We start from the raw sequence: 26,358 nt of genomic DNA, 5'->3' as shown, positions 1-26,358 counted from the left end.
TCCGGTGCGAGGGTGGGGCTGAGGTGTTAAAACGTGTCATCCCCGGGGCGGGAGACGCCAGGGTTCTCGGAGGCTCTCAGCCGTCCCTCCAAGGCTCAGCGGCACCCGGTGGGCGGTGGTGCGGTCAGGTGGGGGTGATCGTGACGTCGCCGGCGGGGACGGTGATCGTGGTGCCCGATGTCAGCGTCACGGTGGCGTCCTCGGGGGTGTGGTTGATCGCGAAGAGGAACGAGCGGCCGTCGGCGTGCGAGCGGCGGACGACCTCCACCCCCGGCACGCTCCTGGCGGGGGGCTCGACCTCGGCCTCGTGGCAGGCCGTGGCGATGACCTGGGCCAGCGCGGCGTCGTCGAGCCTGGTGGTGAGATAGTGCGCGGCGCCGGCGCCGAACTCGTTGCGGGTCCAGGCGGGCTCGCCGGTGGCGTACGTGTCGAGCACCTTCGCGGTCGTGACCTGCGCCGCCTCGCTCCACACGGTCCCGGTCGCGCCCGAGGCCAGCCGGATCGGCGCCGCCAGCGGGAAGAACTCCTCGACGGTCACGCCGAGCAGGTCCCGCCAGGCGCCGGGGTAGCCGCCCAGCCGCACCCGGTCGTGCTCGTCCACGATCCCGCTGTACGGCCCCACGAGCACGACGCCGCCCCGGCGGGCGAACTCCTCCACGTTGGCCGCTCCCGAGTCGCTCACCAGGTACAGCTGGGGCACCAGGACCAGGCGGTAGCCGGTCAGGTCCCCTTCGGGGTGGGCCACGTCGCAGGTGACGCCGGCCCGCCAGAGCGCGGCGTGCCAGCGCTTGGCCTCCTCCACCGGGTCCAGCTCGGCGGTGGGCTGGGCGGGGTGGTCCTGGGCCCACACGCTGGAGTGGTCGACGAGCAGGGCCACGTCGGCCCGTACCGTGCTGCCCGCCACGTCGGAGAGCCCGGCCAGCTCGGCGCCGAGCGCCACGACCTCGCGCCAGACCTTGGTGCCGGTGCCCGCGTGCGGCAGCATCGCCGAGTGCCACTTCTCCGCGCCGGCCCGCGACTGGCGCCACTGGAAGAACATGATCCCGTCCGCGCCCCTGGCCAGGTGGGACAGGGAGTTGCGGCGCAGCTCGCCGGGGGTCTTGGCGAGGTTGCGGGGCTGCCAGTTGACCGCGCTGGTGGAGTGCTCCATGAGCAGCCAGGGGCGGCCGCCGTTGAGCGAGCGGGCGTAGTCGGCGGCGAAGGCCAGGTCGATGTGCGGCTCCGGGCGGGCGCCGGCCAGGTAGTGGTCGGTGGAGACCACGTCCAGCTCGGCGGCGAAGGCCCAGCAGTCCATGTCCCAGTGCGCGCCCGCCATCAGGTTCGTGGTGGCGGGCACGTCGGGGGCGAGCTCCCTGAGCAGGTCGCGCTCGGCGATGTAGAGCTCGACGAGCGCGTCCGAGCTGAACCGGCGGAAGTCGAGCTGCTGGCCCGGGTTGGGGAAGCTGGGCGTGGCGCGCGGCGGCAGGATCTGCGCCCAGTCGCCGTAGCGCTGGGACCAGAACGCGGTGCCCCAGGCCTCGTTGAGCGCGTCGAGCGAGGAGTAGTGCGTACGCAGCCAGGCGCGGAAGGCCGCCGCCGAGGTGTCGCAGTAGCAGCGGGCGTTGTGGCAGCCGTACTCGTTGTGCACGTGCCACAGGGCCAGCGCCGGGTGCTCCCGGTAGCGCAGGGCCACCTGCTCGGCGATGCGCAGCGCCTTCTCGCGGTAGATCGGCGAGCTGGGGCAGAAGCCCTGCCGGCTGCCGTGGTACAGCCGCCGCCCGTCCGCGTCCACCGGCAGCGCCTCGGGGTAGGCGTCGCCGAACCAGGGCGGCGGGGAGGCGGAGGGGGTGGCCAGGTTGGCCCGGATCCCGTTGGCGGCCAGCAGGTCCATCACCCGGTCGAGCCAGCCGAAGTCGAACACGCCCTCGGCGGGCTCGAGCATCGACCAGGAGAAGATCCCGACGCTGACCCGGTTGACGCCGGCCTCGCGCATCAGCGCGACGTCCTGCTCCCACGTCTCCTCGGGCCACTGCTCGGGGTTCCAGTCGCCGCCGTACGCGATGACATCCGGCATGAAGCCTGCCTTTCGAGATACTGTTAGCGCTCACAGCCCGTTACGCCTACGTTTACGGGGGATTAAAACGTTCCTCTGCCGCGCCGCACAAGACCTCACTCTCCGCCGTGAGCGGTTGTGGCTGATCAGCGGGGGTGATTCCGCAGGCAGGCCATCGGGATCCGAGCAGGTCCCGTGATGCGCCGGTTGCCGGAACGTTATGAAAGGGCGTCAGCCGTGAAGAACGTTTCAATGCCGCCGTCGAGCCGGTGGTAGAACGGGCTGTCCGGGGTGATCTCGTCGCGGCGCACCGGGCGGCCGGTGAAGGCGGAGGCGTACAGGCCGGTGACGAACTCCATCGCCCGCCGGCCGTCCGCGCCGGAGGCCGGGGGGGCGCTCGCCGCGCCCGTAGGCGTCGAGCAGCAGGCCGAGCTGGGTGGCGTGGCTGCTGGGGAGGTCCTCGGGCGGGTTCCACAGCGGGGAGGTGGAGCTCCAGTCGGCGTTGTGGTAGCCGTACAGGTGCCGCAGCTCGACCGTGGCCTCGGCGAAGTCGAAGCGCAGATAGCTCTCCTCGCGCGGCGACAGCACGCTGGTCACCACCGAGGCCATCGCGCCGCTCTCGAACCTGACCATGGCCATCGACACGTCCTCGGTCTCGATGGGCCGGTCCAGGCGGCCCGCCATCGCCCTGATCTCCGCCCAGTCGCCGAACACCGACAGCATGAGGTCCATCTGGTGCACGCCGTGCAGCACGGTGGTGCCGCCGCCCTCGGTGGCCCACTTGCCGCGGTACGGGACGGCGTAGTAGTCCGCGCCGCGGTGCCACGTCGTCTGGCACAGCGCCAGCAGCGGCCGGCCCAGCGCGCCGCCCAGCGAGCGCAGATGGTCCGCGCCGGAGCCGAAGCGCTGCTGGTAGACCACCGACAGGTACGGGCCGCCGGGACCCTCGGCCGCCTGGATCCGGTCGTACTCGGCGAGGGAGAGCGTGGCCGGCTTCTCGCACCACACCCACGCCCCGGCCCCCAGGGCCGCGATCGCCTGCTCGACGTGCAGGTGCGGCGGCGTGCAGATCAGCACCAGGTCGGGACGCTCGGCGGCGAGCAGGTCGCCCGGATCGGTGTAGGCCGCCACACCGTCGGCCAGCGACTTCGCCCGGTCCCCGGCCACGTCCGCCACGGCCACCAGCTCGACGCGGTCACGGTGGGCCCGCAGGGCGGGCACGTGGCTGTGCGCGGCGATGGCGCCGGCCCCTATGATGGCAGCCCGGATCATGAGCGCGCTCCTCTAATAGAACGTTTTACTTCCGGCGCGCGACGTTAGGGTCCCTTTCGCGGCGGTGTCAACGGGAATCAGCGTTCCTACCGGTGCCGCGACTGGCGCAGGGTTCGTTAGTACGTTTTAATTGGGCTCCATGGCCATGGTCAGCATCAAGGACGTCGCCGCCTTCGCGGGCGTCTCACCAGGCACGGTCTCCAACGTACTGAACCGGCCGGGCAAGGTCGCACCCGCCACGCGGGAGCGGGTGGAGGCGGCCATCAGCGAGCTGGGGTTCGTCCGGCACGGCTCGGCCTCGACGCTGCGCGCCGGGCACAGCAGGACGATCGGCCTGAGCGTGATCGACATCGGCAACCCGTTCTTCACCGAGGTCGCCGCCGGCGTCGAGGACGTGGCCAGCGAGCTGGGCTACGCGGTCATCCTGGGCAACTCGGCCGGGTCGCCGGACAAGGAGGACCGCAACCTGCGCGTGCTGGCCGAGCACCGGGTGCGCGGCGTGCTGATCACCCCGTCCGGCGAGGACCCGGCCAGGCTCGACCGGCTGCGCGGGCACGGCATCAGCGTGGTGCTGGTGGACCATCCCGCGCACCGGCCCGACCAGTGCGCGGTGGCCGTGGACGACGTGGCGGGCGGCCGGGCCGCGGTCGCGCACCTGCTGGCCAAGGGGGCGCGCACCGTGGCCTACGTGACCGGCCCGCTGACGATCAGGCAGTGCGTGGAGCGGCGCGAGGGCGCCAAGGCCGCGATGCGCGGCGTCGGGCTGGAGCCCGAGGACCTGCGCGTGTACGAGGCCACGACGATGACGGCCCGCGCGGGCGAGAAGGCCGCCGCCGACCTGATCGCGCACGGCCTGCCCGAGGCCGTCTTCTGCGCCAACGACCTGCTCGCGCTCGGCGTGCTGCGCGCGCTGCTGCGGTCGGGGGTCCGGGTGCCGGAGGACGTGGTGCTGATGGGCTACGACGACATCGACTTCGCCGCCGCCTCGACCGTGTCGCTCAGCTCGATGCGCCAGCCCACGTACCAGCTCGGCCGCATCGCCACCGAGCTGCTGCTGGACGAGTGCGACAATCCAGAGACGCACGCGCACCAGCACATCATGTTCCAGCCGGAGCTCGTCGCCAGGGAGTCGACGCAATGAGCCGCCGTTTCGCCGCCGTGGACCTGGGCGCCTCCAGTGGCCGGGTGATGCTGGCCGACCTGTCCGACGGGCTGAGCCTGGCCGAGGCGCACCGCTTCCCGAACGGCCCGGTACGCGTGGCGGACCGGCTCTACTGGGACGTCCTCGGCCTCTACCGGGAGATCCTGACCGGCCTGCGCGCCGCCGGCCCGGTCTCCTCCATCGGCGTGGACTCGTGGGCGGTGGACTACGCGCTGCTCGACGAGTCGGGCGCGATGCTGGGCAACCCGGTGCACTACCGCGACGACCGCACGCGCGGCGTGGCCGAGCAGGTCGCGGACGCGGTCGGGGCGGAGACCCTGTACGACGTGTCCGGGCTGCAGGTGCTGCCGTTCAACACGATCTACCAGCTGCTGGCCGACCGGCTCGACGGGGCGGCCACGATGTTGCTGATCCCCGACCTGATCGGCTACTGGCTGACCGGCGAGGTCGGCGCCGAGGTGACCAACGCCTCGACGACGGGCCTGCTCGACGTGCGCACCCGGTCGTGGGCGTTACCGCTGATCAAGCAGCTCGGCCTGCCCTCCGGGATCTTCCCCGGGCTGCGGCAGCCCGGCGACGCGGTCGGCGGCCTGCGGCGCGACGTGGCCGGGGAGATCGGCTGGTCGGCGCCCGTCCGGGCGGTGGGCTCGCACGACACGGCCTCGGCGGTGGCCGCGGTGCCCGCCTCGGGCCCCGCCTTCGCGTACGTCTCGTGCGGCACCTGGTCGCTGGCCGGGGTGGAGCTGCCGGAGCCGGTCCTGACCCCGCGGAGCCGGGCCGCGAACTTCACCAACGAGGCCGGCATCGACGGCACCGTCCGCTACCTGCGCAACGTCATGGGCCTGTGGCTGCTGCAGGAGTGCCTGCGCGCCTGGCCGGGCTCCGACCTGGGCGAGCTGCTGGCGGCCGCGGCCGGCGAGCCGGCGTTCGCCGCCGTGGTGAACCCGGACGAGCCGGTGTTCATGCCGCCGGGCGACATGCCGGCCAGGATCGCCGCCGAGTGCCGCCGCACCGGCCAGCGCCCGCCCTCCTCCCCCGCCGCCTTCGTGCGGTGCGTGCTGGAGAGCCTGGCGCTGGGGCACCGGCTGGCCGTGCGGCAGGCGATGGAGCTGTCGGGGCGCGACGTCGAGGTGGTCCACCTGGTGGGCGGCGGGTCGCGGAACGAGCTGCTGTGCCAGTTCACCGCCGACGCCTGCGGGCTGCCGGTGGTGGCGGGCCCGGCGGAGGCGACCACGTTCGGCAACGTGCTGGTGCAGGCGCGGGCGGCCGGGCTGGTCTCCGGCCTGGACGAGATGCGCTCGCTGGTCGCCTCGGCCGAGCCGCTGCGCCGCTACGAGCCCTCCGGCGACCGCGCCGCCTGGGACGAGGCCGCCGCCCGCGTCTTCTGACCTGCCGGTTTTCCCCCCGTCCCGCCCGGGCAGGACTCGGGCCGTGGGGCATCGGGGGGTGTCATGGATTTCGCGTGGCCGCTGCTGCGGCAGCTAACCGGCGAGGACCGTACGGCGCGGGGGTCGGCGGCGAAGTCGGCCAGGACGGGGGCGCTTCGGGCCCGTACGGCCGTGGCCGACCGGGTGGTGAAGTCGGTCTGCCCGTACTGCGCGGTGGGCTGCGGCCAGAACGTGTACGTACGGGATGAGCGGGTCGTCCAGATCGAGGGCGACCCCGACTCTCCCATCAGCCGCGGCCGGCTGTGCCCGAAGGGCGCGGCCACCCTGCAGCTCACCACCGGCTCCGAGCGCCGGCACCAGGCGCTCTACCGGCCGCCGGGCGCGGCCGACTGGCAGGCGATCGACCTGGCCACGGCCATGGACATGATCGCCGACCGGATCATCGCGACCAGGCGCGAGACCTGGGAGTGGGAGAGCGACGGCCGGCGCACCGCCCGGACCATGGGCATCGCCAGCCTGGGCGGCGCCACGCTGGACAACGAGGAGAACTACCTCATCAAGAAGCTGCTGACGGCGCTGGGCGTGGTGCAGATCGAGAACCAGGCCCGCGTCTGCCACAGCTCGACCGTGGTGGGGCTGGGCACGTCGTTCGGGCGGGGCGGCGCCACCACGTTCATGCAGGACCTGCAGCACTCCGACTGCGTGGTCATCCAGGGCTCGAACTTCGCCGAGTGCCATCCCGTGGGCTTCCAGTGGGTGATGGAGGCCAAGGCGCGCGGCGCGGTGATCATCCACGTGGACCCCCGCTTCACCCGTACGAGCGCGCTGGCCGACGTGCACGTGCCCATCCGCGCCGGCTCCGACGTGGCCTTCCTCGGCGCGATCATCAGCCACGTGCTGGAGAACGAGCTGTACTTCCGCGAATACGTGGTCAACTACACCAACGCGGCCACCATCCTGCGCGAGGACTACCGCGACGCCGAGGACCTCGACGGCGTGTTCTCCGGCTTCGACCCGGACAACCGCAAGTACGACCAGGACTCCTGGCAGTACGAGGGGATGACGGCGGTGCCCTCCTCGGGCGAGCGCGACGCGGAGTTCCTGCGCCGGGCCGGCAAGACGCCGCCGGGCCGCGGCGAGGTACAGGGCGGCACCGGCGTGCCGCTGGACGGGCGGCCGGAGCGGGACGAGACGCTGCGGCACCCGCGCTGCGTGCTGCAGGTGCTGCGCCGCCACTACGCGCGCTACACGCCGGAGATGGTCGAGCGGGTGTGCGGGGTGCCCAGGCACCTGTTCGAGGAGGTGTGCCGCCACCTGACGGAGAACTCCGGGCCGGAGAAGACCTCGGAGTTCGTCTACGCGGTGGGCTGGACGCAGCACAGCGACGGCTCCCAGTTCATCCGGGCGGCGAGCATCCTGCAGTTGCTGCTCGGCAACATCGGCCGCCCGGGCGGCGGCATCCAGGCGCTGCGCGGGCACGCCAGCATCCAGGGCTCCAGCGACGTGCCGACGCTGTTCAACCTGCTGCCCGGCTACATCCCGATGCCGCACGCGCACGAGAACGAGCGGCTGCGGGACTTCCTGCTGGCCGACGCGCCGCACAAGGGTTTCTGGGCGAACATGCCCGCCTACCTGATCAGCCTGCTCAAGGCGTGGTGGGGCGACTCGGCGCAGGCGGACAACGACTACCGGTTCGGCTGGCTGCCCCGGCTGACGGGCTCGCACAGCACGTACGACACGGTGATGGCGCAGATGGAGGGCGTCTGCAAGGGTTACCTGCTGCTCGGCGAGAACCCGGCGGTCGGCTCGGCCAACGCGAAGATGCAGCGCCTGGGCATGGCGAACCTCGACTGGCTGGTGGTGCGCGACTTCAACCTGATCGAGAGCGCCACCTGGTGGAAGGACGGGCCCGAGATCGAGTCGGGCGAGCTGCGCACGGCCGACATCGGCACGGAGGTGTTCTTCCTGCCCGCGGCGGCCCACACCGAGAAGAGCGGCAGCTTCACCAACACCAACCGGTGGCTCCAGTGGCACCACCAGGCGGTCGAGCCGGCCGGCGACGCCCGCAGCGACCTGTGGTTCATGTACCACCTGGGCCGCATCATCCGGGAGAAGCTGGCCGGGTCGCAGGACCCGATGGACGCGCCCGTGCTGGACCTCACCTGGGACTACCCGGTGGCCGGCGAGACGGCGGAGCCGTCGGCGGAGGCGGTGCTGGCCGAGATCAACGGCCGGGACGCGGAGGGCCGGCCGTTGCCGGGCTACGCCGCGCTCAAGGCCGACGGCTCCACGTCGTGCGGCTGCTGGATCTACAGCGGCGTCTACGCCGACGGCGTCAACCAGGCCGCGCGCCGCAAACCGGGCTCGGAGCAGGACTGGATCGCCGCCGAATGGGCGTGGGCGTGGCCGGCCAACCGGCGCGTGCTGTACAACCGGGCCTCGGCCAGGCCCGATGGCAGCCCGTGGAGCGAGCGCAAGCGGCTGGTCTGGTGGGACGAGAGCGCGGGCCGGTGGACCGGCCACGACGTGCCCGACTTCGAGACGGACAAGAGCCCCGGTTACCGGCCGCCGCCGGAGGCCCAGGGCGTGGAGGCGCTGTCGGGGATCGACCCGTTCATCATGCAGGCCGACGGCAAGGGCTGGCTGTTCGCGCCCGCGGGGGTGGTGGACGGGCCGCTGCCCACGCACTACGAGCCGCAGGACTCGCCGGTGGCCAACCCGCTCTACGGGCACCAGCGCAACCCGGTGCGCAAGGTCTATCCGCACGAGAACAACCGCTACCAGCCGAGCGGGGAGGAGCCGGGGGCGTCGGTCTACCCGTACGTGGTGACGACGTACCGGCTGACCGAGCACTTCACCGCGGGCGGCATGAGCCGCTTCACCCCCTACCTGGCCGAGCTGCAGCCGGAGATGTTCTGCGAGGTCTCGCCCGCGCTGGCGGCCGAGCGCGGGCTCGTGCACGGCGACTGGGCCACGATCATCACGGCGCGCAACGCCATCGAGGCCCGGGTCATGGTCACCGACCGGATCCCGTCGCTGCACCTGGACGGGCGGGTCCTGCACCAGATCGGCCTGCCGTTCCACTACGGCCCCAACGGGCTGGCCAAGGGCGACGCGGCGAACGAGCTGTCATCGATCTCGCTGGACCCCAACTCGCACATCCAGGAGGTCAAGGCCCTGTCGGCGGACATCCGCCCCGGGCGGCGGCCGCGCGGCCCCGCCCTGCCGGAGCTGGTCAGGTCCTACCAGCGGCGCGCCGGCGTGGGCGCCGACACCGGAATGGAGGTGTGAGCCGTGGCATTCGACCTGGAAGAGAAGCTCGGCGAGAGCCGGGTGGGGTTCTTCACCGACACCAGCATCTGCATCGGCTGCAAGGCGTGCGAGGTGGCGTGCAAGGAGTGGAACCACGTCCCCGACGACGGCCTCGACTTCACCGGCATGTCCTACGACAACACCGTGGGGCTGAGCGCCGACACCTGGCGGCACGTGGCGTTCGTCGAGCAGCGGCGGCCCCTCGGGCACCAGGAGCCCGGGGTCGGCGACATGGACTTCCGCTGGCTGATGGCCTCCGACGTGTGCAAGCACTGCACGCACGCGGCCTGCCTGGACGTGTGCCCGACCGGGTCGCTGTTCCGCACCGAGTACGGCACGGTCGTGGTGCAGGAGGACGTCTGCAACGGCTGCGGCTACTGCGTGCCCGCGTGCCCGTTCGGCGTGATCGGCAAGCGGGAGACCAGCGGCACCGCGGCCAAGTGCACGATGTGCTACGACCGCCTGGGCGCGGGCGAGGAGCCGGCCTGCGCCAAGACGTGCCCGACGGACTCCATCCAGTTCGGTGACCTGGACGAGCTGCGCGAGCGGGCCGAGCGCCGCCTGGCGCAGGTGCGCGAGGCCGGGATGGGCTCGGCCCGCCTGTACGGCCACGACCCGGACGACGGGGTGGGCGGCACGGGCGCGTTCTTCCTGCTGCTGGACGAGCCTGAAGTGTACGGCCTGCCGCCCGATCCGGTGGTGACCACCAGGGACCTGCCGTCGATGTGGCGGCACGTGGGCGTGGCGGCCCTCGCCCTGCTGGCGGGGGTGGCGGCCACGGCGCTGAAGGGCCGCTCGGACGTGCGGGGAGGGCGGCGCTGATGGACCGGGCGAGCGTGATGGGGGAGGCGGCGCTGATGAGCCGGACGGACGGGAAGGGAAGGCGGCGGCGCTGATGAGCCAGACCGATGTGCGGCTGGACGGCTCGGCCGAGGTGCGCGGCGAGCGCGAGGCGACGCCGGGCTCGGCGGGCCGCAGGCGCGAGCGGCTGATGGTGCCGAAGGCGGACTTCGACTCCTACTACGGCCGGCCGGTGCTGAACGAGCCGACGTGGCAGGCCCCCGACATCGCCGGCTACCTGTTCCTGGGCGGTCTGGCGGGCGCGTCGTCCACGCTGGCCGCCGCCGCCGAGCTCACCGGCCGGCCCCACCTGGCCAGGGCGGCCAAGGTCGGCGCGCTGGGCGCGGTGGGCGGCTCGCTCTACTGCCTGGTCCACGATCTGGGCCGGCCGGAGCGCTTCCTCAACATGTTGCGGGTGTTCAAGGTGACCTCGCCGATGAGCGTCGGCACCTGGATCCTCAGCGGGTACGCCCCGCAGGCCGCCTGCGCGGCGGCCACCGGCGTCACCGGGCTGTTCCCGGGCCTGGGGCGGGCCGCGACCGTGGGGGCCGGGCTGACCGGGCCGGCGGTGGCCACGTACACGGCCGCGCTGATCTGCGACACCGCCGTGCCCGCCTGGCACGAGGGGTTCCGGGAGATGCCGTTCCTGTTCGCCGGGTCGGCGGCGGCCGCGGCGGGCGGGCTCGGGATGCTGGCCGCGCCGCTGTCGGAGTCGGCCCCGGCGCGCCGGGCGGCGCTGCTGGGCGCGGCCGTGGAGTGCGCGGCCGCCACCCGCATGGAGCGCCGGCTGGGGCCGCTGGCCGAGCCGCTGAAGCGCAGCAGGCTGCTGCGGCTGGGCGAGGCGCTGTCCCTGGCGGGCGCGCTGACCGGGGCGACGCTGGGCCGGCGCAGCCGGATCGCGGCCATGGCGGCCGGCGCGGCCCTGCTGGCGGGGTCGGCGTGCACCAGGTTCGGGATCTTCCGGGCCGGGATGGAGTCGGCGAACGACCCCCGCTACACCGTGCAGCCGCAACGCAGGCGGCTGGTCAAGAGCAGATCGGAGCATGACCTCACATGAAGCGAAAAGTCCTCGAATATCTGCCGTTCCTGGGCATCGTGCTGTTCATCTGCACGACGTCCTGGCTGGCGGGCCGGACCACAGCCGGCACGATCTCACTGGGCAGGAGCGCGGTACGCCGGTGACCCACCGGGCCGTACGATCAGCAGATGACCGAAAAGACCGAAACGACGCCCGCCTGGCTCGCCCCGGAAGAACTGGAGTCGGTGCGGGGCCGGCTGCCGATCCTCTATGTCGACGCCGTGCCGGTGCGGGCCGATGACACCGGCGTGGTCACCCACGTCGGGCTGCTGCTGCGCATCCAGTCGGACGGCACGGTCAGCCGGGCGCTGGTCTCGGGGCGGGTGCTCCACCACGAGCGGATCCGCGACGCGCTCATGCGTCACCTGGAGAAGGACCTCGGCCCCGTGGCGCTCCCCCGCATCCCCATCTCCCCGCAGCCGTTCACGGTCGCCGAGTATTTCCCCACGCCGGGCGTCACCCCTTATCACGACCCGCGGCAGCACGCCGTCTCCCTGGCCTACATCGTGCCCGTCGCCGGGGACTGCCGGCCCCGGCAGGACGCGCTCGACCTGGTGTGGTTCACGCCGGAGGAGGCGGCCTCGCCGATGGTGCAGGAGGAGATGGCCGGTGGGCAGGGCGTGCTGCTCAAGCAGGCGCTGGCCCACGTCGGGCGCCTGCTCTAAGGGGACCGTCAGGGCCGGTCGGCCCCGTCGCGTACCCAGCGGTAGAGCGGGTCGCCCGGGCACGAGGTGTCGTAGCCGTCGCGGTGCCCCTTGACCTGGCGGCCGGCGTCGCCGTGCTCGCGCAGGTATTCGATGGCGTCGACCAGGGCGTTGAGCAGGTCGTCGTTCGGCTCGGTCAGCCCCGAACTGCCGACCAGGGCAAGAACCGCGTAATGGTCGGAGTTGAGGCCCGCGCCGTTGGCGGCCGGGAGGGCGTGGGGGCCGCGGCCCATGAACGTGCGCCCGTGGGGGCAGCACACCATGTTGTAGCCCAGGTCGATGTACCTCTCGCCGCGGCCCCCTGACATGTGCATGCGCTGGATGTCCTGGACCAGGTCGACGCAGCGGTCGTGGTTGCCGGACTCCGCGAGGTCGGCCGGCACCTTGCCACCCGTGTAGTGGATCTTGACTCCTTGGGTGGACGACAGGCGGGTGTAGTCGCTCGACGGCTTCTTCGCGTGCCATTCCGAGCGGGTGATCAGATTCATGCGTTCCTCTCGTCGTAGGAATGTCCTGGATATCAGAATGTCAACTTTCAGTAGCGATGTCATTACTCGTTGTTACTAGGGTGACGTGCCGCCGGGGTGACGCTTCCATGCGAGCCGCCGCTAACGCCGGGGAAACAGGGCCCTCGCCAGGCTCTGGTCATGATCCGCCGGTTGTTGCGATATTTCGTGATCCTTACTGCCGTGATGCTGCTGACCACGGCGGTGGTCCTGGCCCTGGACCGGCCCGGCAAGCCGCCCGCGGTCCCCGTCGCGGGGCCGCCGCCCGCGGCCGCGCCGCCGGTGATCGAGATCACGCCCGCCGACGGCGGCCGGAACGTGCGGCCCGAGCGGGGCGTCGCCGTGCGGGTGTCGGGCGGGACGCTCACGGAGGTCACGGTCAAGGGCGTGAAGGGGCACTTCAACGCCGCCCGTACGGAGTGGACGTCCGACCGCGCGCTCGCCCCCGCCAGGTCCTTCACCGTCGCCGCGGCGGCCACCGGGGCGGGCGGCACGGCGGCGACCGCGACCAGCCGGTTCCGGACGCTGAAGCCCGCCAGGACGATCGAGGTCGAGGACGTGACGCCGGAGCGGGGCGAGAAGGTCGGGGTGGGGATGCCGATCATCGTGACGTTCAACCGGGACGTGGCCGACAAGGCCGCCGTCGAGCGGGCGCTGGTGGTCGAGTCGGGCAAGCGGTCCGAGGGCGCCTGGCGCTGGCTCGACGACCGGACCGCGGTCTACCGCACCCGTACGTACTGGAAGGCGCACCAGAAGGTGACCTTCGAGGCCCGCCTGACCGGGGTACGGGCCGGCAGGAACGTGTACGGCGTCAAGGGGCACCGCACCACGTTCGAGATCGGCGCGGCCCGGATCAGCACGGTGGACGTGGACGAGCACACCATGGTCGTCCGGCGGGACGGCGAGAAGGTGCGCACGATCCCGATCAGCGCGGGCAACGGCGCCACCCGCGAGTACACGACGACCAGCGGGGTCCACCTGACCATGGCCAAGACCGACCCGGAGGTCATGACCTCCCCGGGCCGGGCGCCGGGCCAGGCGGGGTACTACGAGACCGTGGTGAACGACGCGGTGCGGATCTCCGACAGCGGCGAGTTCGTGCACAGCGCGCCGTGGTCGGTCGGCTCGCAGGGCCGGGCCAACGTCAGCCACGGGTGCGTGAACGTCAGCCCGCGCCACGCCGCCTGGTTCTACGAGCGCACCAGGCGGGGTGACGTGGTGCAGATCACCGGCACGGACCGGCGGCTGGAGTGGGACAACGGCTGGGGCTTCTGGCAGATGAGCTGGAAGCAGTGGCGCAGGGGGTCACGCGCATGACCCCCTGACGCCCCGGTTCAGCCGACGGAGCGCAGCGTGAGCGGGCGCTCCCCGCCCGTGTGGGCCCGGCGGAAGACGTGCGACCTGCCGTCCGCCTCGAAGGCGGCCCGCGCCGTGATGCGGCCGGACGGCTCCGGGAAGCCGACCGCGATGGCCGTCCCCGGGTCCACCCGCTCGACGGTGTGCGCCCGCGTCCGGCGTTGCCCGTCGAGGCCGAGCTGAACCCGGCGCCAGGGCACGGAGGAGCCGTTGTGCAGGGTCACCACGACCTGGCCGCCCTGGAGCTCCGTCCGCAGCCCGTACGGGATGCGCGGGTCGGGCCCGATCGAGCGGTCGAGCCGGTCCACCAGCTCCTGGGTCAGGGCGGGCCGGGCGGCGGCCAGGTCCCGCTGCTCCCCGGGGTCGTCGAGCAGGTCGTACAGCTCGACCCGGCCCTCGGGCCCGGCGCCGGCGATGTTGGGCGCCAGCCTGACCACCTTCCACCGGCCCCGGCGGATGGCCTGGGCCTTGCGCGGCCGGTTCCACACCAGGTGGTCGTGCTTGGGGGCGCCCTCGCCGGTGAGCAGGCCGCGGAAGGAGCGGCCGTCGAGGTGCGCGGGCAGCGGCACCCCGGCCAGGTCCCCGAACGTCGGCAGGACGTCCCAGAACGCCACCGGCTGCCGCTCCACCCGGGGTCGCAGGCCGGGCGACCAGGCGATCATCGGGACGCGGATGCCGCCCTCGTACACGTCGCGCTTGTCGGCACGGAAAGGGCCGTTGGAGTCGAACAGCCAGGGCGTCACGCCCTTCTCCCGGTGCGGGCCGTTGTCGCTGGTGAACAGCACGAGGGTGTCCTTGGCCCGGCCCGAGTCGCGCAGCGCCCTGACCAGTGCGGCGACGTCGGTGTCGAGCCGGGCCACCTGCGCGGCGTGGCGGCGGTTCGGGCCGCTCCAGGGTTTGTCCTCGTACGGGCCGGCGTCGCCGGGGATCACACTCGGCGAGTGGGGCAGGTTGCTGGCGTAGTACAGCAGGAACGGGTCCTCGCTGTCGGCGTTGATGAACTCGACGGCCCGCTGCCGGAACAGGTGCGGCGCGTACGACGTGCCGTCGAGCTGCACCTTCTTCCCGTTGTGCCAGAGGTATTTCGGGAAGTAATGGTGGGCGTGGGCGTGGCCGATGTAGCCGAAGAACTCGTCGAAGCCGCGCGCGTTCGGGTGGGAGTCCTGGCCGGGCTCCTCGGGGCCGAAGCCCCACTTGCCGATGCAGGCCGTACGGTAGCCGGACAGCCGCAGCAGCTCGGCGAACGTCAGGTCGGCGTCGGTGAGCGCGTGCTGCGGCCCGCCCTCCGGGTTCTCCCGCACGGTGCTGTGCCCGGCGTGCAGCCCGGTGAGCAGCGCGCAGCGCGACGGCGCGCAGAGCGGCGCCCCCGCGTACGCGGCCTTGAACTGCACGCCCTCGGCCGCCAGCCGGTCCAGGTTCGGGGTCCGGATCATGCGCTGCCCGTTGCTGCCGATCTCACCCCATCCCAGGTCGTCGGCCAGGATGAGCAGGATGTTCGGCCGCGCGGGCAGGTTGCCGCGGGCGGAGGCCTCGGCGCCCGCGGGGGTTACCGCGGGCAGGGTGAGGCCGGCGAGGGTACCGGCGAATAAGGCTCGGCGAGAGGGCCCGTTGATCACGAAGGGCAACATATCGGAGCCCCGGGCGAATGGCGGGCAAATCGCGAGCGAACTCTGTCACATACCGGCCACCACCGGGGTGAGACCCTTGTCACCGGAGATAGTCCCACGTCCGGCAGATGTCGTGCAGCTCGGCGGGGATCTCCTCGGGTGAGGGCAGGGGACGCCCGGCGACGACCGTGCCGGTGCGGATCTTGTCCCGCCAGTCGCCGATGCCCTTGACGAAGCCGCCGTGGTCCTTCTTGCCGTAGTTGAGCATGACGGGCTCGAACTCCACGCCCAGGAACAGGCACAGCCTGCGCAGCTGGGCCTCGGGGTCGGCGACCAGCTCCTCGTAGCGCAGGGTCAGGCCCTCCAGGTGGGTACGCGCCTCCTCCAGGTAGGTCATGTAGCTCAGCGTGCGCGGCACGGCCTCCTCCATGGGCCGCTTGACCGGGTCGGCCTCGTGCCAGGACTGCACGATCGACATCGGGTGGCGCAGCAGGAAGACGAAGCGCGCGTCCGGCCAGCAGGTCGAGATGCGCCGCCAGGCGAAGACGTTGCTGGGCGTCTTCTCGGCCATGATCGGCTTGCCGCTGCGGGTCAGCTCGCGGTGCAGCAGCCGGTCCCACACGAGGTGCTCGATGTCGCTGTGGCTGTGGCCGAGCAGCTCCATGGCCTGGCGTACGGGGTCGGTGCCCAGGCCGACGGTCACCCGCCGGAAGTGCGTCTCGATCGGCGAGTGGATCTGCGAGTGGCTGTTGAGCATGACGCGCAGCAGCGTGGAGCCCGACCGTACCGACGACAGCAGGAAGACGGGCTCGCGCAGCAGCCGGTCGTGCTCCGGGTCCGTGGGCGGCCGCACCGTGTCCCCGGGCAGCCGCTGCAACTCCAGCGGCACCTTGGGCGGTGGCGGCGGTTTCGGGGGCTCCTTGCGCAGCCGCCGCGTCAATGTGTATCCCGTCAGGCCCTCAAGAGTCGCGTTGGCCCGGTACCTCCAGCTCATGGGCCTACAAGGTAGAGCGGGCCAGTGAACCCCAGGTGAATCGCGGCTGTGAAGATGTTGCGAGGAAGACAGATCATCCGTGCACAAAGACGCAGAGCAGAACAAAGTTCCACACCACTATGGAGCCGTCAATCATTCAACCTCTCCATAGGAGGAATCATGAGCACGCTCAAGCGCCGAGCCCTGCACCTTTCTCTACTCGGCGGCCTCGCCGTGGGAGCGCTCGCCGCGCTCCCCGCGACCGGACACGCCGCGGCCGGCACCTCGTCCGCGTCGGTACGGGTGGTGACCGGCGGCCTGTTACAGCTCGACTACACCGGCTCCGCCGACGCCAACAACGTCCTGATCACGCTCGAGTCGGGCACCAACGCGCTGCGGATCAGCGACTCGGTGAACATCACGCCCGGCGCCGGCTGCGTCTCGGCCCCCGGCGACCTCACCACCGTGCGCTGTTCCGTCGGCATCACCAGGATCGCCGCCCGGCTGGGCGAGGGCGCCGACAGGTTCGTCACGCAGGTCCCGCTGGCGGGCACCGTCGAAGGTGACGGCGGCGACGACGTCTTCCGTCCCAGCCGGTCCAAGGGCACCGTGGGCGCGGCGACCAGCCAGATCTTGTATGCCGGCGGCGCCGGCGAGGACACCGCGGACTACTCCGGCGTGCCGGCCACCGGCCCGAACGGGACCACCGGCGTCCGGGTGAGCCTGGACTTCGCCGGAAACGACGGGCGCGAGGCCGACGGTTCCCGCCCAGCCGACAAGGACAACGTCCAGACCGAGAACCTGGTCGGCGGCTCCTTCGGCGACACGCTGACCGGCGACGCGCAGAACAACAGGCTCACCGGCGGCAACGGCCGGGACACCCTGTCGGCGGGCCGCGGCAACGACGTGATCGACCTGCGGGACAACGTCTCCGATCACCTGTCGTCCTGCGGCGAGGGCACCGACCTGGCGCTCGCCGACCCCGGGGCGGGCGACAACGTCAGCGTGGACTGCGAGACGGTCCAGCGCCCCGCCTAGAGCGCGACCGGAACACGGCTAGATCCGCTTGACGACGCGGTCGTGCACGACCGCGTACGTGTTGCGCAGCGCCTCCATCGACTCGTCGTAGGAGGCCTGCGCGACCGCCGTGAACAGGCAGTCCACGACCATGAGCTGGGCGATGCGGCTGCCCAGCGCGCCCGAGCGGAACTTGGTCTCCCGCGCGGCGGTCGTGAGCGTCACGTCGGCCGTGCGGGCCAGCGGCGAGTCGCTGAAGTTCGTGATCGCGACCGTCGCGGCCCCCGACTTGCGGGCGATGGACAGGAACTCGACCGTGTCCACGGTGGCCCCGGTGTGCGAGACGGCCACCGCCACGCAGCCGTACTTCAGCGTGGCCGCCGAGGTCCAGGCCGAGTGGGAGTCGTGCCAGTTGATCGCGGTACGCCCGATGCGCGACAGCTTCTGCTGCAGGTCGAGCCCCACCAGCGCGCTCGCCCCCACGCCGAAGGTGTCGATCCGGCGGGCGGCCAGCAGCAGCAGCACCGCCTCGCCCAGCGCCTCCATGTCCAGCGAGCGGGCCGTGTCGGCGATGGACAGCGTCTCGTTCATCGCGACCTTGGAGACGATGCCCTCCAGGCTGTCGTTCCGGTCGATGTCGCCCGACACCTCGGGCAGGCTCGACCTGGCGTGCTCCTCCCTGGCCACCGCCCTGGTCAGGTCGATCCTGAAGTCCATGTAGTGGGCGTAGCCCATGCGCCGGTAGAAGCGCACCACCGACGTCGTGGAGGTCTCGCAGCGGGCGGCCAGCTCGGCGATGGACAGGTTCGCCACCGCGGCCGGATCGCCGGTGAACACCTCGGCGATGCGCCGCTCCGACGGCCGCAGCGCGGGCATGGCGGCACGGATGCGGATCAGCAGGGTCTCGGCGTCCTCGGCCATCGTCACCCATCCCGGTTGATGGAAAGAAAATACCCTGGTGGTATGGTCTGCGTAATTTTATGACCTACTGCCCAGAGGAGACCACATGCCCCGTGGCGCCGTCTCCGCGGCCGGCCTCGCCGCTGCGCTTTCCCTCGCCCTCACCAGCTGCTCGTCCTCCTCTCCTGGGCCCGCCGCCGGCACCGGCTCCACCGGTCAGGCCGGCGGCACGCTCGTGGTCGGCGTGACCTCCGACCCGGACACGCTCTTCCCCTGGAAGGCCACCCAGTTCCAGGCCGTCAACGTGCTGCAGAACCTGTACGGCACACTCACCGAGTTCGACAAGGACCTCAACGTGGTCCCCGGCCTGGCCGAGTCGTGGGAGACCTCGCAGGACGGGAAGAAGCTGACGCTCAAGCTCCGCCAGGGCGTGACCTACGCCGACGGCAGCGCCTTCGACTCCAAGGACGTCAAGGACTCCCTCGACAAGATCATGGACGAGAAGACGGCCGCCGTGGCCAGGGCCTCGCTGTCGTCGGTGAAGTCCGTCGAGGCACCCGACGCGGGCACGGTCGTGCTGGAGCTGACCGGCCCCGACGCCGCGCTGCCCGCCAACCTGGCCACGGTCAACATGGCCATCCTCTCCTCCGACGACACCGAGGAGAAGCTCAACGCCACGCCGAACGGCACCGGCCCGTTCACGCTGGGCAAGCGCGTGCCCAGCCAGTCGATCACGCTGGCCAGGAACGACAAGTACTGGGGCGCCGAGAAGCCCAAGGTCGGCTCGGTCGAGTTCCGGGTGATCCCCGACGAGTCGTCCATCGTCTCGGCCATGCAGTCGGGCAACGTCCAGCTCGCGGTCTTCAACGACCCGCTCGTCGCGCAGACCGCCGGGGGCGGCGGCACGATCACCGTCGCCAAGACGCCGCAGCTCAACTACCACGTCCTGCAGCTGAACGCGCAGCGCGGCGACCTCAAGGACGTCAACGTGCGCCTGGCCGTGCAGTGCGCGATCGACCGCAAGCAGGTGCTGGACACCGCGGCGCTCGGCGAGGGCGAGGTGACCGGCCCGATCACCGCCCCGGCGTTCAAGTCGGACCCGAACAAGCGCCCCTGCCCCACCCGCGACCTCGCCAAGGCGGCCGAGTATCTCGGCAAGGCCGGCAAGTCCGGCGGCGTGACGGTCAAGACCATCGTGTCCCAGGGCGAGTACGCCACCTCCGTCAACGAGGCCCAGAACCTCAAGGCCCAGCTGGCCGAGGCCAAGATCAACCTGGAGCTGGAGGTACTGGAGTCCGGCGCGTTCGTGGACCGCTGGGTGGCGGCCGACTTCGACGCGGCCGTCGCGCTCAACGGCGGCCGTCCCGACCCCGACGGCTCCTACGGCCGCTACTTCACCAGCAAGGGCAACCTGAACAAGGTCGCCGGCTACAGCTCCCCCGAGCTCGACAAGCTGTTCGCCGAGGGCAAGGCCACGACCGACCAGGCCGAGCGCAAGGCCATCTACGACCAGGTGTCGGCCCAGCTGGAGGACAACGCGGCGTGGATCTGGCTGTTCGCCGGCTACACCTACACCGCCACGACCTCCAACGTGCAGGGCTTCGTGCCGATGGCCAGCGGCTCGCTGCAGTACCTGCGCACCACCTCCGTCGGCTGATGTTCCTGCGCAACCGTGTCGTGCGGCGCGTCGCCGAGACGCTGGGCATCCTGTTCGGGGTGGCCGTGTTCGTCTTCGTGATGCTCCGCGCGATCCCCGGCAACCAGATCACGGCGGGCCTCGGCACCGAGGCCGCCGCGCTCACCCCGGCCCAGCGGCAGGCTCTGGAGCAGTACTACGGCCTGGACCAGCCGCTGGTCACGCAGTTCTTCTCGTGGCTGGGCAACATGTTCACCGGGAACTTCGGCTACTCGGCCCGCTCCCAGCAGAGCGTGCTGGAGCTGACCCTGAACGCGCTGCCGGTGACGTTCGAGCTGGCGGTGTTCTCGATCGTGCTGGCCCTGCTGATCGGGGTGCCGCTCGGCATGCTGGCCGCCTCCCGGACGAACTCGGCCAGGGACGCCGCCGGCCAGGTCGTGAGCCTGGCGGGATTGTCGATCCCGGCGTTCCTGCTGGCCACGACGCTGCTGTCGGTCTTCGCGGCGTCGTTCGGGTTCAACCCCAACGGGCAGGGCTTCGCCCCACTCTTCGAGAACCCGCTGCTCAACCTGCAGCAGATGTTCCTGCCCGCGCTCGTTCTGGGATTCGGCATCGCGGCGCCGATCCTGCGCACCACCCGCACGGCGGTGCTGGAGGTGCGCTCGAACGACTTCGTCCGCACCGCCCGCGCCAAGGGCGTGCCGGAGCGGCGGCTGCAGGTCAGACACGTGCTCGGCAACGCTCTGGTGCCGATCGTGACCATGACCGGCCTGCAGTTCGGCTACCTGCTGGGCGGGGCGGTCGTGGTGGAGCAGATCTTCTCCGTGCCCGGCATCGGGCGGCAGGTGCTGCTGGGCATCCAGCAGAAGGAGTACGCGGTCGTGCAGAGCACGGTGCTGGTGATCGCGCTGGCGTTCGTCCTGGTGAACCTGCTGACCGACATGCTCTACCGGATCATCGACCCGCGGGTGAGGGCCTCATGAGCGCCCTGCTGCGGCGCAGCCCGGCGGGGCTGGCGGGCGTCGTGATCCTGGTGCTGCTGGCCGTGGTGGCGGGGCTGGGCTACCTGGGGCTGCTGCCGTACGACCCGATCGCGCAGCACCCGCCCTCGCGGTTCCTGTCGCCGTCGGGCGAGCACCTGTTCGGCACCGACCAGTTCGGCCGGGACGTCTTCTCCCGGGTCGCGGCCGGGGTGGGCAACTCGGCGCTCATCGCGGTCGTCGCGGTGGCGTTCGCGACCGTGGTGGGCACGCTGGGCGGGCTGGTGTCCGGCTTCTACCGGGGCCTGGCCGACGGGGCGATCGGCGGGGTGACGAACGTGCTGTTCGCCTTCCCGCCGCTGCTGCTGGCGCTGTCGCTGGCCTCGGTGCTGGACCGCAACTGGTTCACGATCGCCGTGGCCATCGCCATCGTGTACGTCCCCATCTTCGTCCGCGTCACCCGCGGGCCCGTGCTCTCGCTCAGGGAGATCGAGTACGTGAAGGCGGCCGTCTCCACCGGCCAGAGCCGCGGGCAGATCATGCTGCGTCACGTACTGCCGAACATCACCTCGATCATCGTCATCCAGGTGGCGCTGTCGCTGTCGTGGGCGGTGCTGACCGAGGCGTCGCTGAGCTTCCTGGGCCTGGGCACCCCGCCGCCGGCGCCGTCGCTCGGCTCGATGATCTTCGAGGCGCGCAGCCTCGTGTTCGTGGCCCCGTGGACGCTGATCGCGCCCGGCGCGGTCGTCGTACTGCTCGTGGTGGGACTGAACCTGCTCGGCGACGGCCTGCGCGACACTCTCGACCCCCGAAACCGAGGAAAGCGGTGAACAACCTCTCAGAGCTGACGACCGAGTCGGCCGATCCGCGCTTCGCCGGCATCGACGCGATGAGCGTCGGGGAGCTGGCGGCGACGATGAACGCGGCCGACGCCACGGTGCCCGCCGCCGTCGCGGCGGCGCTGCCCAGCATCACCACGGCGATCGAGGCCGCCGCCGCGCGCATGGAGGCCGGCGGCCGGCTCGTGTACGTGGGCGCGGGCACCCCGGGCCGGCTCGGGGTGCTGGACGCCTCCGAGTGCCCGCCGACGTTCTCCACGCCGCCCGAGCAGGTCTTCGCGATCATCGCGGGCGGCGAGAGCGCGATCGTGTCCCCCTGCGAGGGGGCCGAGGACGACGAGGAGGCGGGGGCCGCGGGCGTGGCCGAGGCCGGGATCGGGCCCCTGGACACCGTGGTGGGCGTCGCCTCCAGCGGGCGCACGCCGTACGTGCTGGCGGCCGTGCGGCGGGCGCGCGAGCGCGGCGCGCTGACCGTCGGGTTGTCGTGCAACGCGGGCACGCCGCTGAGCGCGGCGGCCGAGCACGCGATCGAGGTGCTCGTCGGGCCCGAGGTGATCAGCGGCTCGACCCGGCTCAAGGCGGGCACGGCGCAGAAGCTCGTGCTCAACATGTTCTCGACGATCGTGATGGTGCGGCTCGGCAAGACGTACGGGAACCTCATGGTCGACGTGAAGGCCAGCAACGGCAAGCTGCGCGAGCGGGCCGTGCGCATGGTGCGGACGATCACCGGCAGCGGGCGCGAGGAGGCGCTGGCCGCCCTGGACGCCAACGGCTTCAACGTCAAGCAGGCGGTCGTGGCCTCGCGCTTCGACCTGTCACCGCAGGACGCGGCGGCCCGGCTGGCCAGGGCCGGCGGGCGGCTGCGGACGGCACTGGAAGAGCGCGGGGAGCGGGCATGAAGGTTCTCGGGATGATCTCCGGCACCTCGCACGACGGGATCGACGTGGCCGTGGTGGACTTCGAGCCGGTCGGGAGCGTGCTCGAAGGCCGGGTGGGGCACACGGCGAGCACGCCGTACCCCGCCGGGCTGCGGTCCCGGCTGATCGCGGCGCTGCCGCCGGCGCGCACGACGCTGGCCGAGGTGTGCGAGCTGGACACGCTCATCGGGCAGTGCTTCGCCGAGGCGGCGGCCGCGGCGATCGAGGCGGGCGGACCGGTGGACCTGGTCGTCTCGCACGGGCAGACCGTCTACCACTGGGTGGAGGGCGCGCACGCGCTCGGCACGCTGCAGATCGGGCAGCCCGCGTGGATCGCCGAGCGCACGGGTGCGCCGGTGCTGTCGGACGTGCGGATCAGGGACATCACGGCGGGCGGGCACGGCGCGCCGCTGGTGTCGGTGCTGGACGGGCTGCTGCTCGGCGCGCACGACGGCGGGGCGGCGGCGCTCAACCTGGGCGGCATCGCGAACATGACGGTGGTGCGCGGGGACTCGCTGCTGTACGCCTACGACATCGGGCCGGCGAACGCGCTGATCGACGCGGTGGTGACGGGCCGGGGGCTGAACGCGCGGGGCTTCGACGAGGACGGCCGGATCGCCGCCTCCGGACGGGTGGCCGAGGGGCTGCTGGAGGTGCTGCTGGACGAGCCGTACTACCGGCTGCCGGCGCCGAAGAGCACCGGCAAGGAGCTGTTCCACCCGGAGTACGTGGAGACGGCCCTGGCGAAGGCGGGCCTGCGCCTCGGCGACGCGGCGGAGGCGGCTGCCGGGACGGGAACGATCGGGGACGCGGACCTCGTCGCGACGCTGACCGAGCTGACCGTGCGCACGGTCACCCAGGACGTGCTGGCCGCCGGGGTGAGCGCGCTGGTCGTCTCGGGCGGCGGCTGCCGCAACCCCGTGATCATGGACGGGCTGCGGGCGGCGCTGCCCGGCGTGCGGGTGGCGCCGTCCGACGACTACGGCGCGCCCGCCGACGACAAGGAGGCGATCGCGTTCGCCCTGATCGGCTGGCTGACCGCGCACGGCCTGCCCGGCACCGTGCCCGGCGGGACGGGCGCTCACGCCGCCCGCATCCTCGGCACGCTGACCCCGGGCGCCGGACCGCTGGTCCTGCCCGCCCCCGCCGCCGAGCCGCCGCGGTCCCTGGTGCTGACCCGATGACGTCGCCGGCCACCCCGCCGCCCGCTCCGCCGCCGGGCCTGGTCATGGCGGCCCGCACGCCCTGGTTCGACCTCACCGAGTGCGCCGGGCACCGCACCGTGCGCCAGGAGGAGGACGGGCTCGCCGGGGCGGCGCCCATGACCATGGACACCTACCACGACCTCGCCTCGGTCACGAAGGTCGTGGCCACGACCACGATGCTCATCCGCCTGGTGTCCGACCGGCTCGTGGACCTGGACGCGCCGCTGAGCGCGTACCTGCCGCGGTCGTACGAGGCGATCACCGTGCGGGACCTGCTCCTGCACCGGGGCGGGCTGTGGGAGTGGTGGCCGCTGTACATCCAGGCGCAGCTGCCGCCGCCCCGCTACCGGCCCGGCCGCGCCCGGCACTACTCCGACCTCGGCTTCGTGCTGCTCGGCCGGATCGTCGCGGCGGTCACCGGGCTGCGCCTGGACCGCGCGCTGGCCGAGCTGGTCACCCGGCCGCTCGGCCTCACCTCGACCACGTACGCCGGCCCGGCCGGCTCCGAGGTGGCCATGGGCGCCCTGGACGACCGGGTCGAGATGACCATGCTGGACACCGGGCGGCCGTACCCGGTCCCCTACCGCAGCACGGACTTCGCCCGCTGGCGCGCCGAACCGGTGATCGGCCAGGTCGCCGACGGCAACGCCCACCACGCCTTCGACGGCGTCTCCGGGCACGCGGGCCTGTTCTCGACGGTGCCCGACCTGCTGCGCTACGCCACCGCGCTGTCCAGGTACGAGGAGTACGACCACCTGTGGCGGCCCGAGGTCGTACGGGAGTTCTTCGCCCCCGGCCCCGACCCCGAGCAGGCGCTCGGCTTCCGCAGGTACGCGCTGGAGCTGCCCGGCGAGACCGTCACCGTCCTCGGCCACCCCGGCTACGTCGGCTGCGCGGTCGGCTTCGTGCCCGGCCGCGACATCGCCCTGGCCCTGGCGAGCAACCGCCTGCTCGTCGAGGGCGCCCCGACGCCCACCGACGCCCTCTGGCACGACCTGCTGCAGGCCACCGAACACCGATCGAGGACCGCATGACCCCGCTCCTGGAGATCCGAGACCTCTCGGTCGCCTTCCGCACCCGCAAGCAGGACGTCACCGTCGTCAGGAACGTCTCGATGGAGATCCTGCCCGGCCAGACCGTCGCCGTGGTCGGCGAGTCCGGCTCGGGCAAGTCGACCACGGCGGCCGCGGTCAACCGGCTGCTGCCCGACAACGGCCGCATCACCGGCGGGCAGGTGCTGTTCGACGGGCGCGACCTGGCGACGGCGAGCGAGCGCGAGATGACCGCGATCCGCGGCGCGGGCATCGGCCTGGTCCCGCAGGACCCGATGTCGAACCTCAACCCGCTCATGCGCATCGGCGACCAGATCGCCGAGGCGCTGGAGGTGCACGGGGTCGCCACCGGCCGGGCCGCGCGAGCCCGCGTGGTGGAGCTGCTGGACATGGTGGGCATCCCGGACCCGGCGCGGCGGGTCGCCCAGTACCCGCACGAGTTCTCCGGCGGCATGCGGCAGCGCGCGCTGATCGCCATGGGACTGGCCTGCCGGCCGAAGCTGCTCATCGCCGACGAGCCGACCTCCGCGCTCGACGTGACCGTGCAGCGGCGCATCCTCGACCAGCTGGAGCAGCTCACCGCCGAGATGGGCACGGCCGTCTTCCTCATCACGCACGACCTGGCGCTGGCGGCGGAGCGGGCCGACGTGGTGGCCGTCATGTACCAGGGCGAGATCGTGGAGACGGGGCCGGCGGCCGGGATCCTGGCCGATCCCGGGCACGAGTACACGCGCCGGCTGCTGAAGGCCGTGCCGAGCCTGTCGTCGGTACGCGTGAGCGAGCCGCCCGGCGACTCCGGCGAGCCGCTGGTCGTGGTGGACGGCCTGCGCAAGGTGTTCCCGGGCAGGGGCACCGGCGAGGAGTTCACGGCGGTGGACGGGGTGTCGTTCAGCGTGCCGCGCGGGCGTACCGTCTCGATCGTGGGCGAGTCCGGCTCCGGCAAGTCGACGACCGCGAACCTGCTGCTCGGCCTGGACGACCTGACCTCGGGCAGCATCCGCTTCGACGGCACGGACCTGACCGCGCTCGGCAGGCGGGAGCTGTTCGCCTTCCGCAGGAGGGTGCAGCCGGTCTTCCAGAACCCGTACGCCTCCCTCGACCCCCGCTACACGGTGGAGAAGTCGATCACCGAGCCGCTGCGCGTGCACCGCGTCGGCACCCCGGCCGAGCGGCGGAAGACGGCCGCCGAGCTGCTGGACAAGGTGTCGCTGCCCGCGTCGATGGCCGAGCGGCTGCCGCACGAGCTGTCCGGCGGCCAGCGCCAGCGGGTGGCCATCGCCCGCGCCCTGGCCCTGTCGCCCGAGCTGGTCGTGCTCGACGAGGCCGTCTCCGCGCTGGACGTGCTGGTGCAGGCGCAGATCCTGGAGCTGCTCGCCGGGCTGCAGCGGGAGCTGGGGCTCAGCTACCTGTTCATCAGCCACGACCTGGCCGTGGTCCGGATGATCTCCCACGCGGTGCACGTCATGCGCGCCGGGCGGATCGTGGAGAGCGGCACGGCGGAGGAGATCTTCGACCACCCGTCGGACGACTACACCCGCGAGCTGCTCGCGGCGATCCCCGGCAGCCGGTAAGTTGGAAATCT

General features: G+C 72.2%; 22 protein-coding genes. 16 read left to right on the top strand and 6 right to left on the bottom strand.

Features of this window, described 5'->3' with window-relative positions; translation table 11 throughout:
• Positions 1–124: 124 nt before the first annotated feature.
• Positions 125–2,053, bottom strand: coding sequence for a beta-galactosidase (locus ACBJ59_RS11855; RefSeq protein ID WP_375110192.1), 1,929 nt, complete (start codon positions 2,051–2,053; stop codon positions 125–127).
• 228 nt (positions 2,054–2,281) lie between these two features.
• On the bottom strand, positions 2,282–3,304 hold the full coding sequence (locus tag ACBJ59_RS11850) for a Gfo/Idh/MocA family protein (RefSeq protein ID WP_375110191.1): 1,023 nt from the start codon (positions 3,302–3,304) through the stop codon (positions 2,282–2,284).
• 139 nt (positions 3,305–3,443) lie between these two features.
• Between ACBJ59_RS11850 and ACBJ59_RS11845 the strand changes: the two genes are divergently transcribed.
• The 7 genes from ACBJ59_RS11845 to ACBJ59_RS11815 all read left to right on the top strand — a co-directional run bounded on the left by ACBJ59_RS11845 (position 3,444) and on the right by ACBJ59_RS11815 (position 11,749).
• A complete protein-coding gene (locus tag ACBJ59_RS11845; RefSeq protein ID WP_375110190.1) occupies positions 3,444–4,445 on the top strand; it encodes a LacI family DNA-binding transcriptional regulator in 1,002 nt (333 codons plus the stop codon).
• The gene (locus ACBJ59_RS11840) at positions 4,442–5,854 is read left to right on the top strand and encodes a rhamnulokinase family protein (protein ID WP_375110189.1); all 1,413 of its coding nucleotides are present in this window, start codon (positions 4,442–4,444) and stop codon (positions 5,852–5,854) included. The genes ACBJ59_RS11845 and ACBJ59_RS11840 overlap by 4 nt, the downstream gene beginning before the upstream one ends.
• 63 nt (positions 5,855–5,917) lie before the next feature.
• Positions 5,918–9,145 carry a formate dehydrogenase gene (fdh, locus tag ACBJ59_RS11835; protein WP_375110188.1) on the top strand — a complete coding sequence of 1,076 codons (3,228 nt, stop codon included), beginning with the start codon at positions 5,918–5,920 and terminating at the stop codon, positions 9,143–9,145.
• A gap of 3 nt (positions 9,146–9,148) precedes the next feature.
• Positions 9,149–9,988 (top strand): 4Fe-4S dicluster domain-containing protein, encoded by an 840-nt coding sequence (locus ACBJ59_RS11830; RefSeq protein ID WP_375110187.1) that lies wholly within the window; start codon positions 9,149–9,151, stop codon positions 9,986–9,988.
• 73 nt (positions 9,989–10,061) lie between these two features.
• The gene (nrfD, locus tag ACBJ59_RS11825; protein ID WP_375110186.1) at positions 10,062–11,063 is read left to right on the top strand and encodes an NrfD/PsrC family molybdoenzyme membrane anchor subunit; all 1,002 of its coding nucleotides are present in this window, start codon (positions 10,062–10,064) and stop codon (positions 11,061–11,063) included.
• The gene (locus tag ACBJ59_RS11820; protein WP_375110185.1) at positions 11,060–11,188 is read left to right on the top strand and encodes a hypothetical protein; all 129 of its coding nucleotides are present in this window, start codon (positions 11,060–11,062) and stop codon (positions 11,186–11,188) included. Before nrfD ends, ACBJ59_RS11820 begins: the two co-directional genes overlap by 4 nt.
• Positions 11,189–11,212: 24 nt before the next feature.
• Entirely contained in the window at positions 11,213–11,749 is a 537-nt protein-coding gene (locus ACBJ59_RS11815) for an NUDIX hydrolase family protein (protein ID WP_364116676.1), read from the top strand.
• A gap of 8 nt (positions 11,750–11,757) precedes the next feature.
• Here ACBJ59_RS11815 and ACBJ59_RS11810 read toward each other — a convergent pair whose 3' ends face one another.
• On the bottom strand, positions 11,758–12,276 hold the full coding sequence (locus tag ACBJ59_RS11810) for a peptidoglycan recognition family protein (protein ID WP_364116674.1): 519 nt from the start codon (positions 12,274–12,276) through the stop codon (positions 11,758–11,760).
• Between the two features lie 204 nt (positions 12,277–12,480).
• Here ACBJ59_RS11810 and ACBJ59_RS11805 point away from each other — a divergent pair, with 204 nt between their 5' ends.
• Positions 12,481–13,611 (top strand): Ig-like domain-containing protein, encoded by a 1,131-nt coding sequence (locus ACBJ59_RS11805; RefSeq protein ID WP_375110224.1) that lies wholly within the window; start codon positions 12,481–12,483, stop codon positions 13,609–13,611.
• A 17-nt stretch (positions 13,612–13,628) separates the two neighbouring features.
• Here ACBJ59_RS11805 and ACBJ59_RS11800 read toward each other — a convergent pair whose 3' ends face one another.
• Both ACBJ59_RS11800 and ACBJ59_RS11795 read right to left on the bottom strand, forming a co-directional pair.
• Complete coding sequence (locus ACBJ59_RS11800; RefSeq protein ID WP_375110184.1) at positions 13,629–15,266, bottom strand: arylsulfatase; 1,638 nt, start codon at positions 15,264–15,266, stop codon at positions 13,629–13,631.
• A 91-nt stretch (positions 15,267–15,357) separates the two neighbouring features.
• Positions 15,358–16,251, bottom strand: a complete 894-nt coding sequence (locus tag ACBJ59_RS11795; protein ID WP_375110183.1) for a sulfotransferase — start codon at positions 16,249–16,251, stop codon at positions 15,358–15,360.
• A 159-nt stretch (positions 16,252–16,410) separates the two neighbouring features.
• Here ACBJ59_RS11795 and ACBJ59_RS11790 point away from each other — a divergent pair, with 159 nt between their 5' ends.
• Positions 16,411–17,268, top strand: a complete 858-nt coding sequence (locus ACBJ59_RS11790) for a hypothetical protein (RefSeq protein WP_375110182.1) — start codon at positions 16,411–16,413, stop codon at positions 17,266–17,268.
• Between the two features lie 18 nt (positions 17,269–17,286).
• On the opposite strand, the gene ACBJ59_RS11785 is transcribed toward ACBJ59_RS11790, so the two are convergent.
• Positions 17,287–18,168, bottom strand: coding sequence for a MurR/RpiR family transcriptional regulator (locus ACBJ59_RS11785; RefSeq protein WP_375110181.1), 882 nt, complete (start codon positions 18,166–18,168; stop codon positions 17,287–17,289).
• An 85-nt stretch (positions 18,169–18,253) separates the two neighbouring features.
• Here ACBJ59_RS11785 and ACBJ59_RS11780 point away from each other — a divergent pair, with 85 nt between their 5' ends.
• From ACBJ59_RS11780 to ACBJ59_RS11750, 7 genes are read left to right on the top strand one after another with little or no spacing between them, the layout of a single operon-like run.
• Entirely contained in the window at positions 18,254–19,804 is a 1,551-nt protein-coding gene (locus ACBJ59_RS11780) for an ABC transporter substrate-binding protein (RefSeq protein WP_375110180.1), read from the top strand.
• Positions 19,804–20,766, top strand: coding sequence for an ABC transporter permease (locus ACBJ59_RS11775; protein WP_364116662.1), 963 nt, complete (start codon positions 19,804–19,806; stop codon positions 20,764–20,766). Before ACBJ59_RS11780 ends, ACBJ59_RS11775 begins: the two co-directional genes overlap by 1 nt.
• Positions 20,763–21,593, top strand: coding sequence for an ABC transporter permease (locus tag ACBJ59_RS11770; RefSeq protein ID WP_364116660.1), 831 nt, complete (start codon positions 20,763–20,765; stop codon positions 21,591–21,593). Before ACBJ59_RS11775 ends, ACBJ59_RS11770 begins: the two co-directional genes overlap by 4 nt.
• Positions 21,590–22,501, top strand: coding sequence for an N-acetylmuramic acid 6-phosphate etherase (gene murQ, locus ACBJ59_RS11765; RefSeq protein ID WP_375110179.1), 912 nt, complete (start codon positions 21,590–21,592; stop codon positions 22,499–22,501). The genes ACBJ59_RS11770 and murQ overlap by 4 nt, the downstream gene beginning before the upstream one ends.
• The gene (locus ACBJ59_RS11760; RefSeq protein ID WP_375110178.1) at positions 22,498–23,703 is read left to right on the top strand and encodes an anhydro-N-acetylmuramic acid kinase; all 1,206 of its coding nucleotides are present in this window, start codon (positions 22,498–22,500) and stop codon (positions 23,701–23,703) included. The genes murQ and ACBJ59_RS11760 overlap by 4 nt, the downstream gene beginning before the upstream one ends.
• The gene (locus ACBJ59_RS11755; RefSeq protein ID WP_375110177.1) at positions 23,700–24,758 is read left to right on the top strand and encodes a serine hydrolase domain-containing protein; all 1,059 of its coding nucleotides are present in this window, start codon (positions 23,700–23,702) and stop codon (positions 24,756–24,758) included. Before ACBJ59_RS11760 ends, ACBJ59_RS11755 begins: the two co-directional genes overlap by 4 nt.
• Positions 24,755–26,347: an ABC transporter ATP-binding protein gene (locus ACBJ59_RS11750; protein WP_375110176.1), complete on the top strand. Its 1,593-nt coding sequence runs from the start codon at positions 24,755–24,757 to the stop codon at positions 26,345–26,347. Before ACBJ59_RS11755 ends, ACBJ59_RS11750 begins: the two co-directional genes overlap by 4 nt.
• Positions 26,348–26,358: the final 11 nt, after the last annotated feature.

This window comes from Nonomuraea sp. MTCD27 (genome assembly GCF_041950495.1).
Classification (GTDB): domain Bacteria; phylum Actinomycetota; class Actinomycetes; order Streptosporangiales; family Streptosporangiaceae; genus Nonomuraea.
The sequence above is the reverse complement of the archived record's forward strand: the minus strand, read 5'-3'. Positions and strand labels throughout refer to the sequence as shown.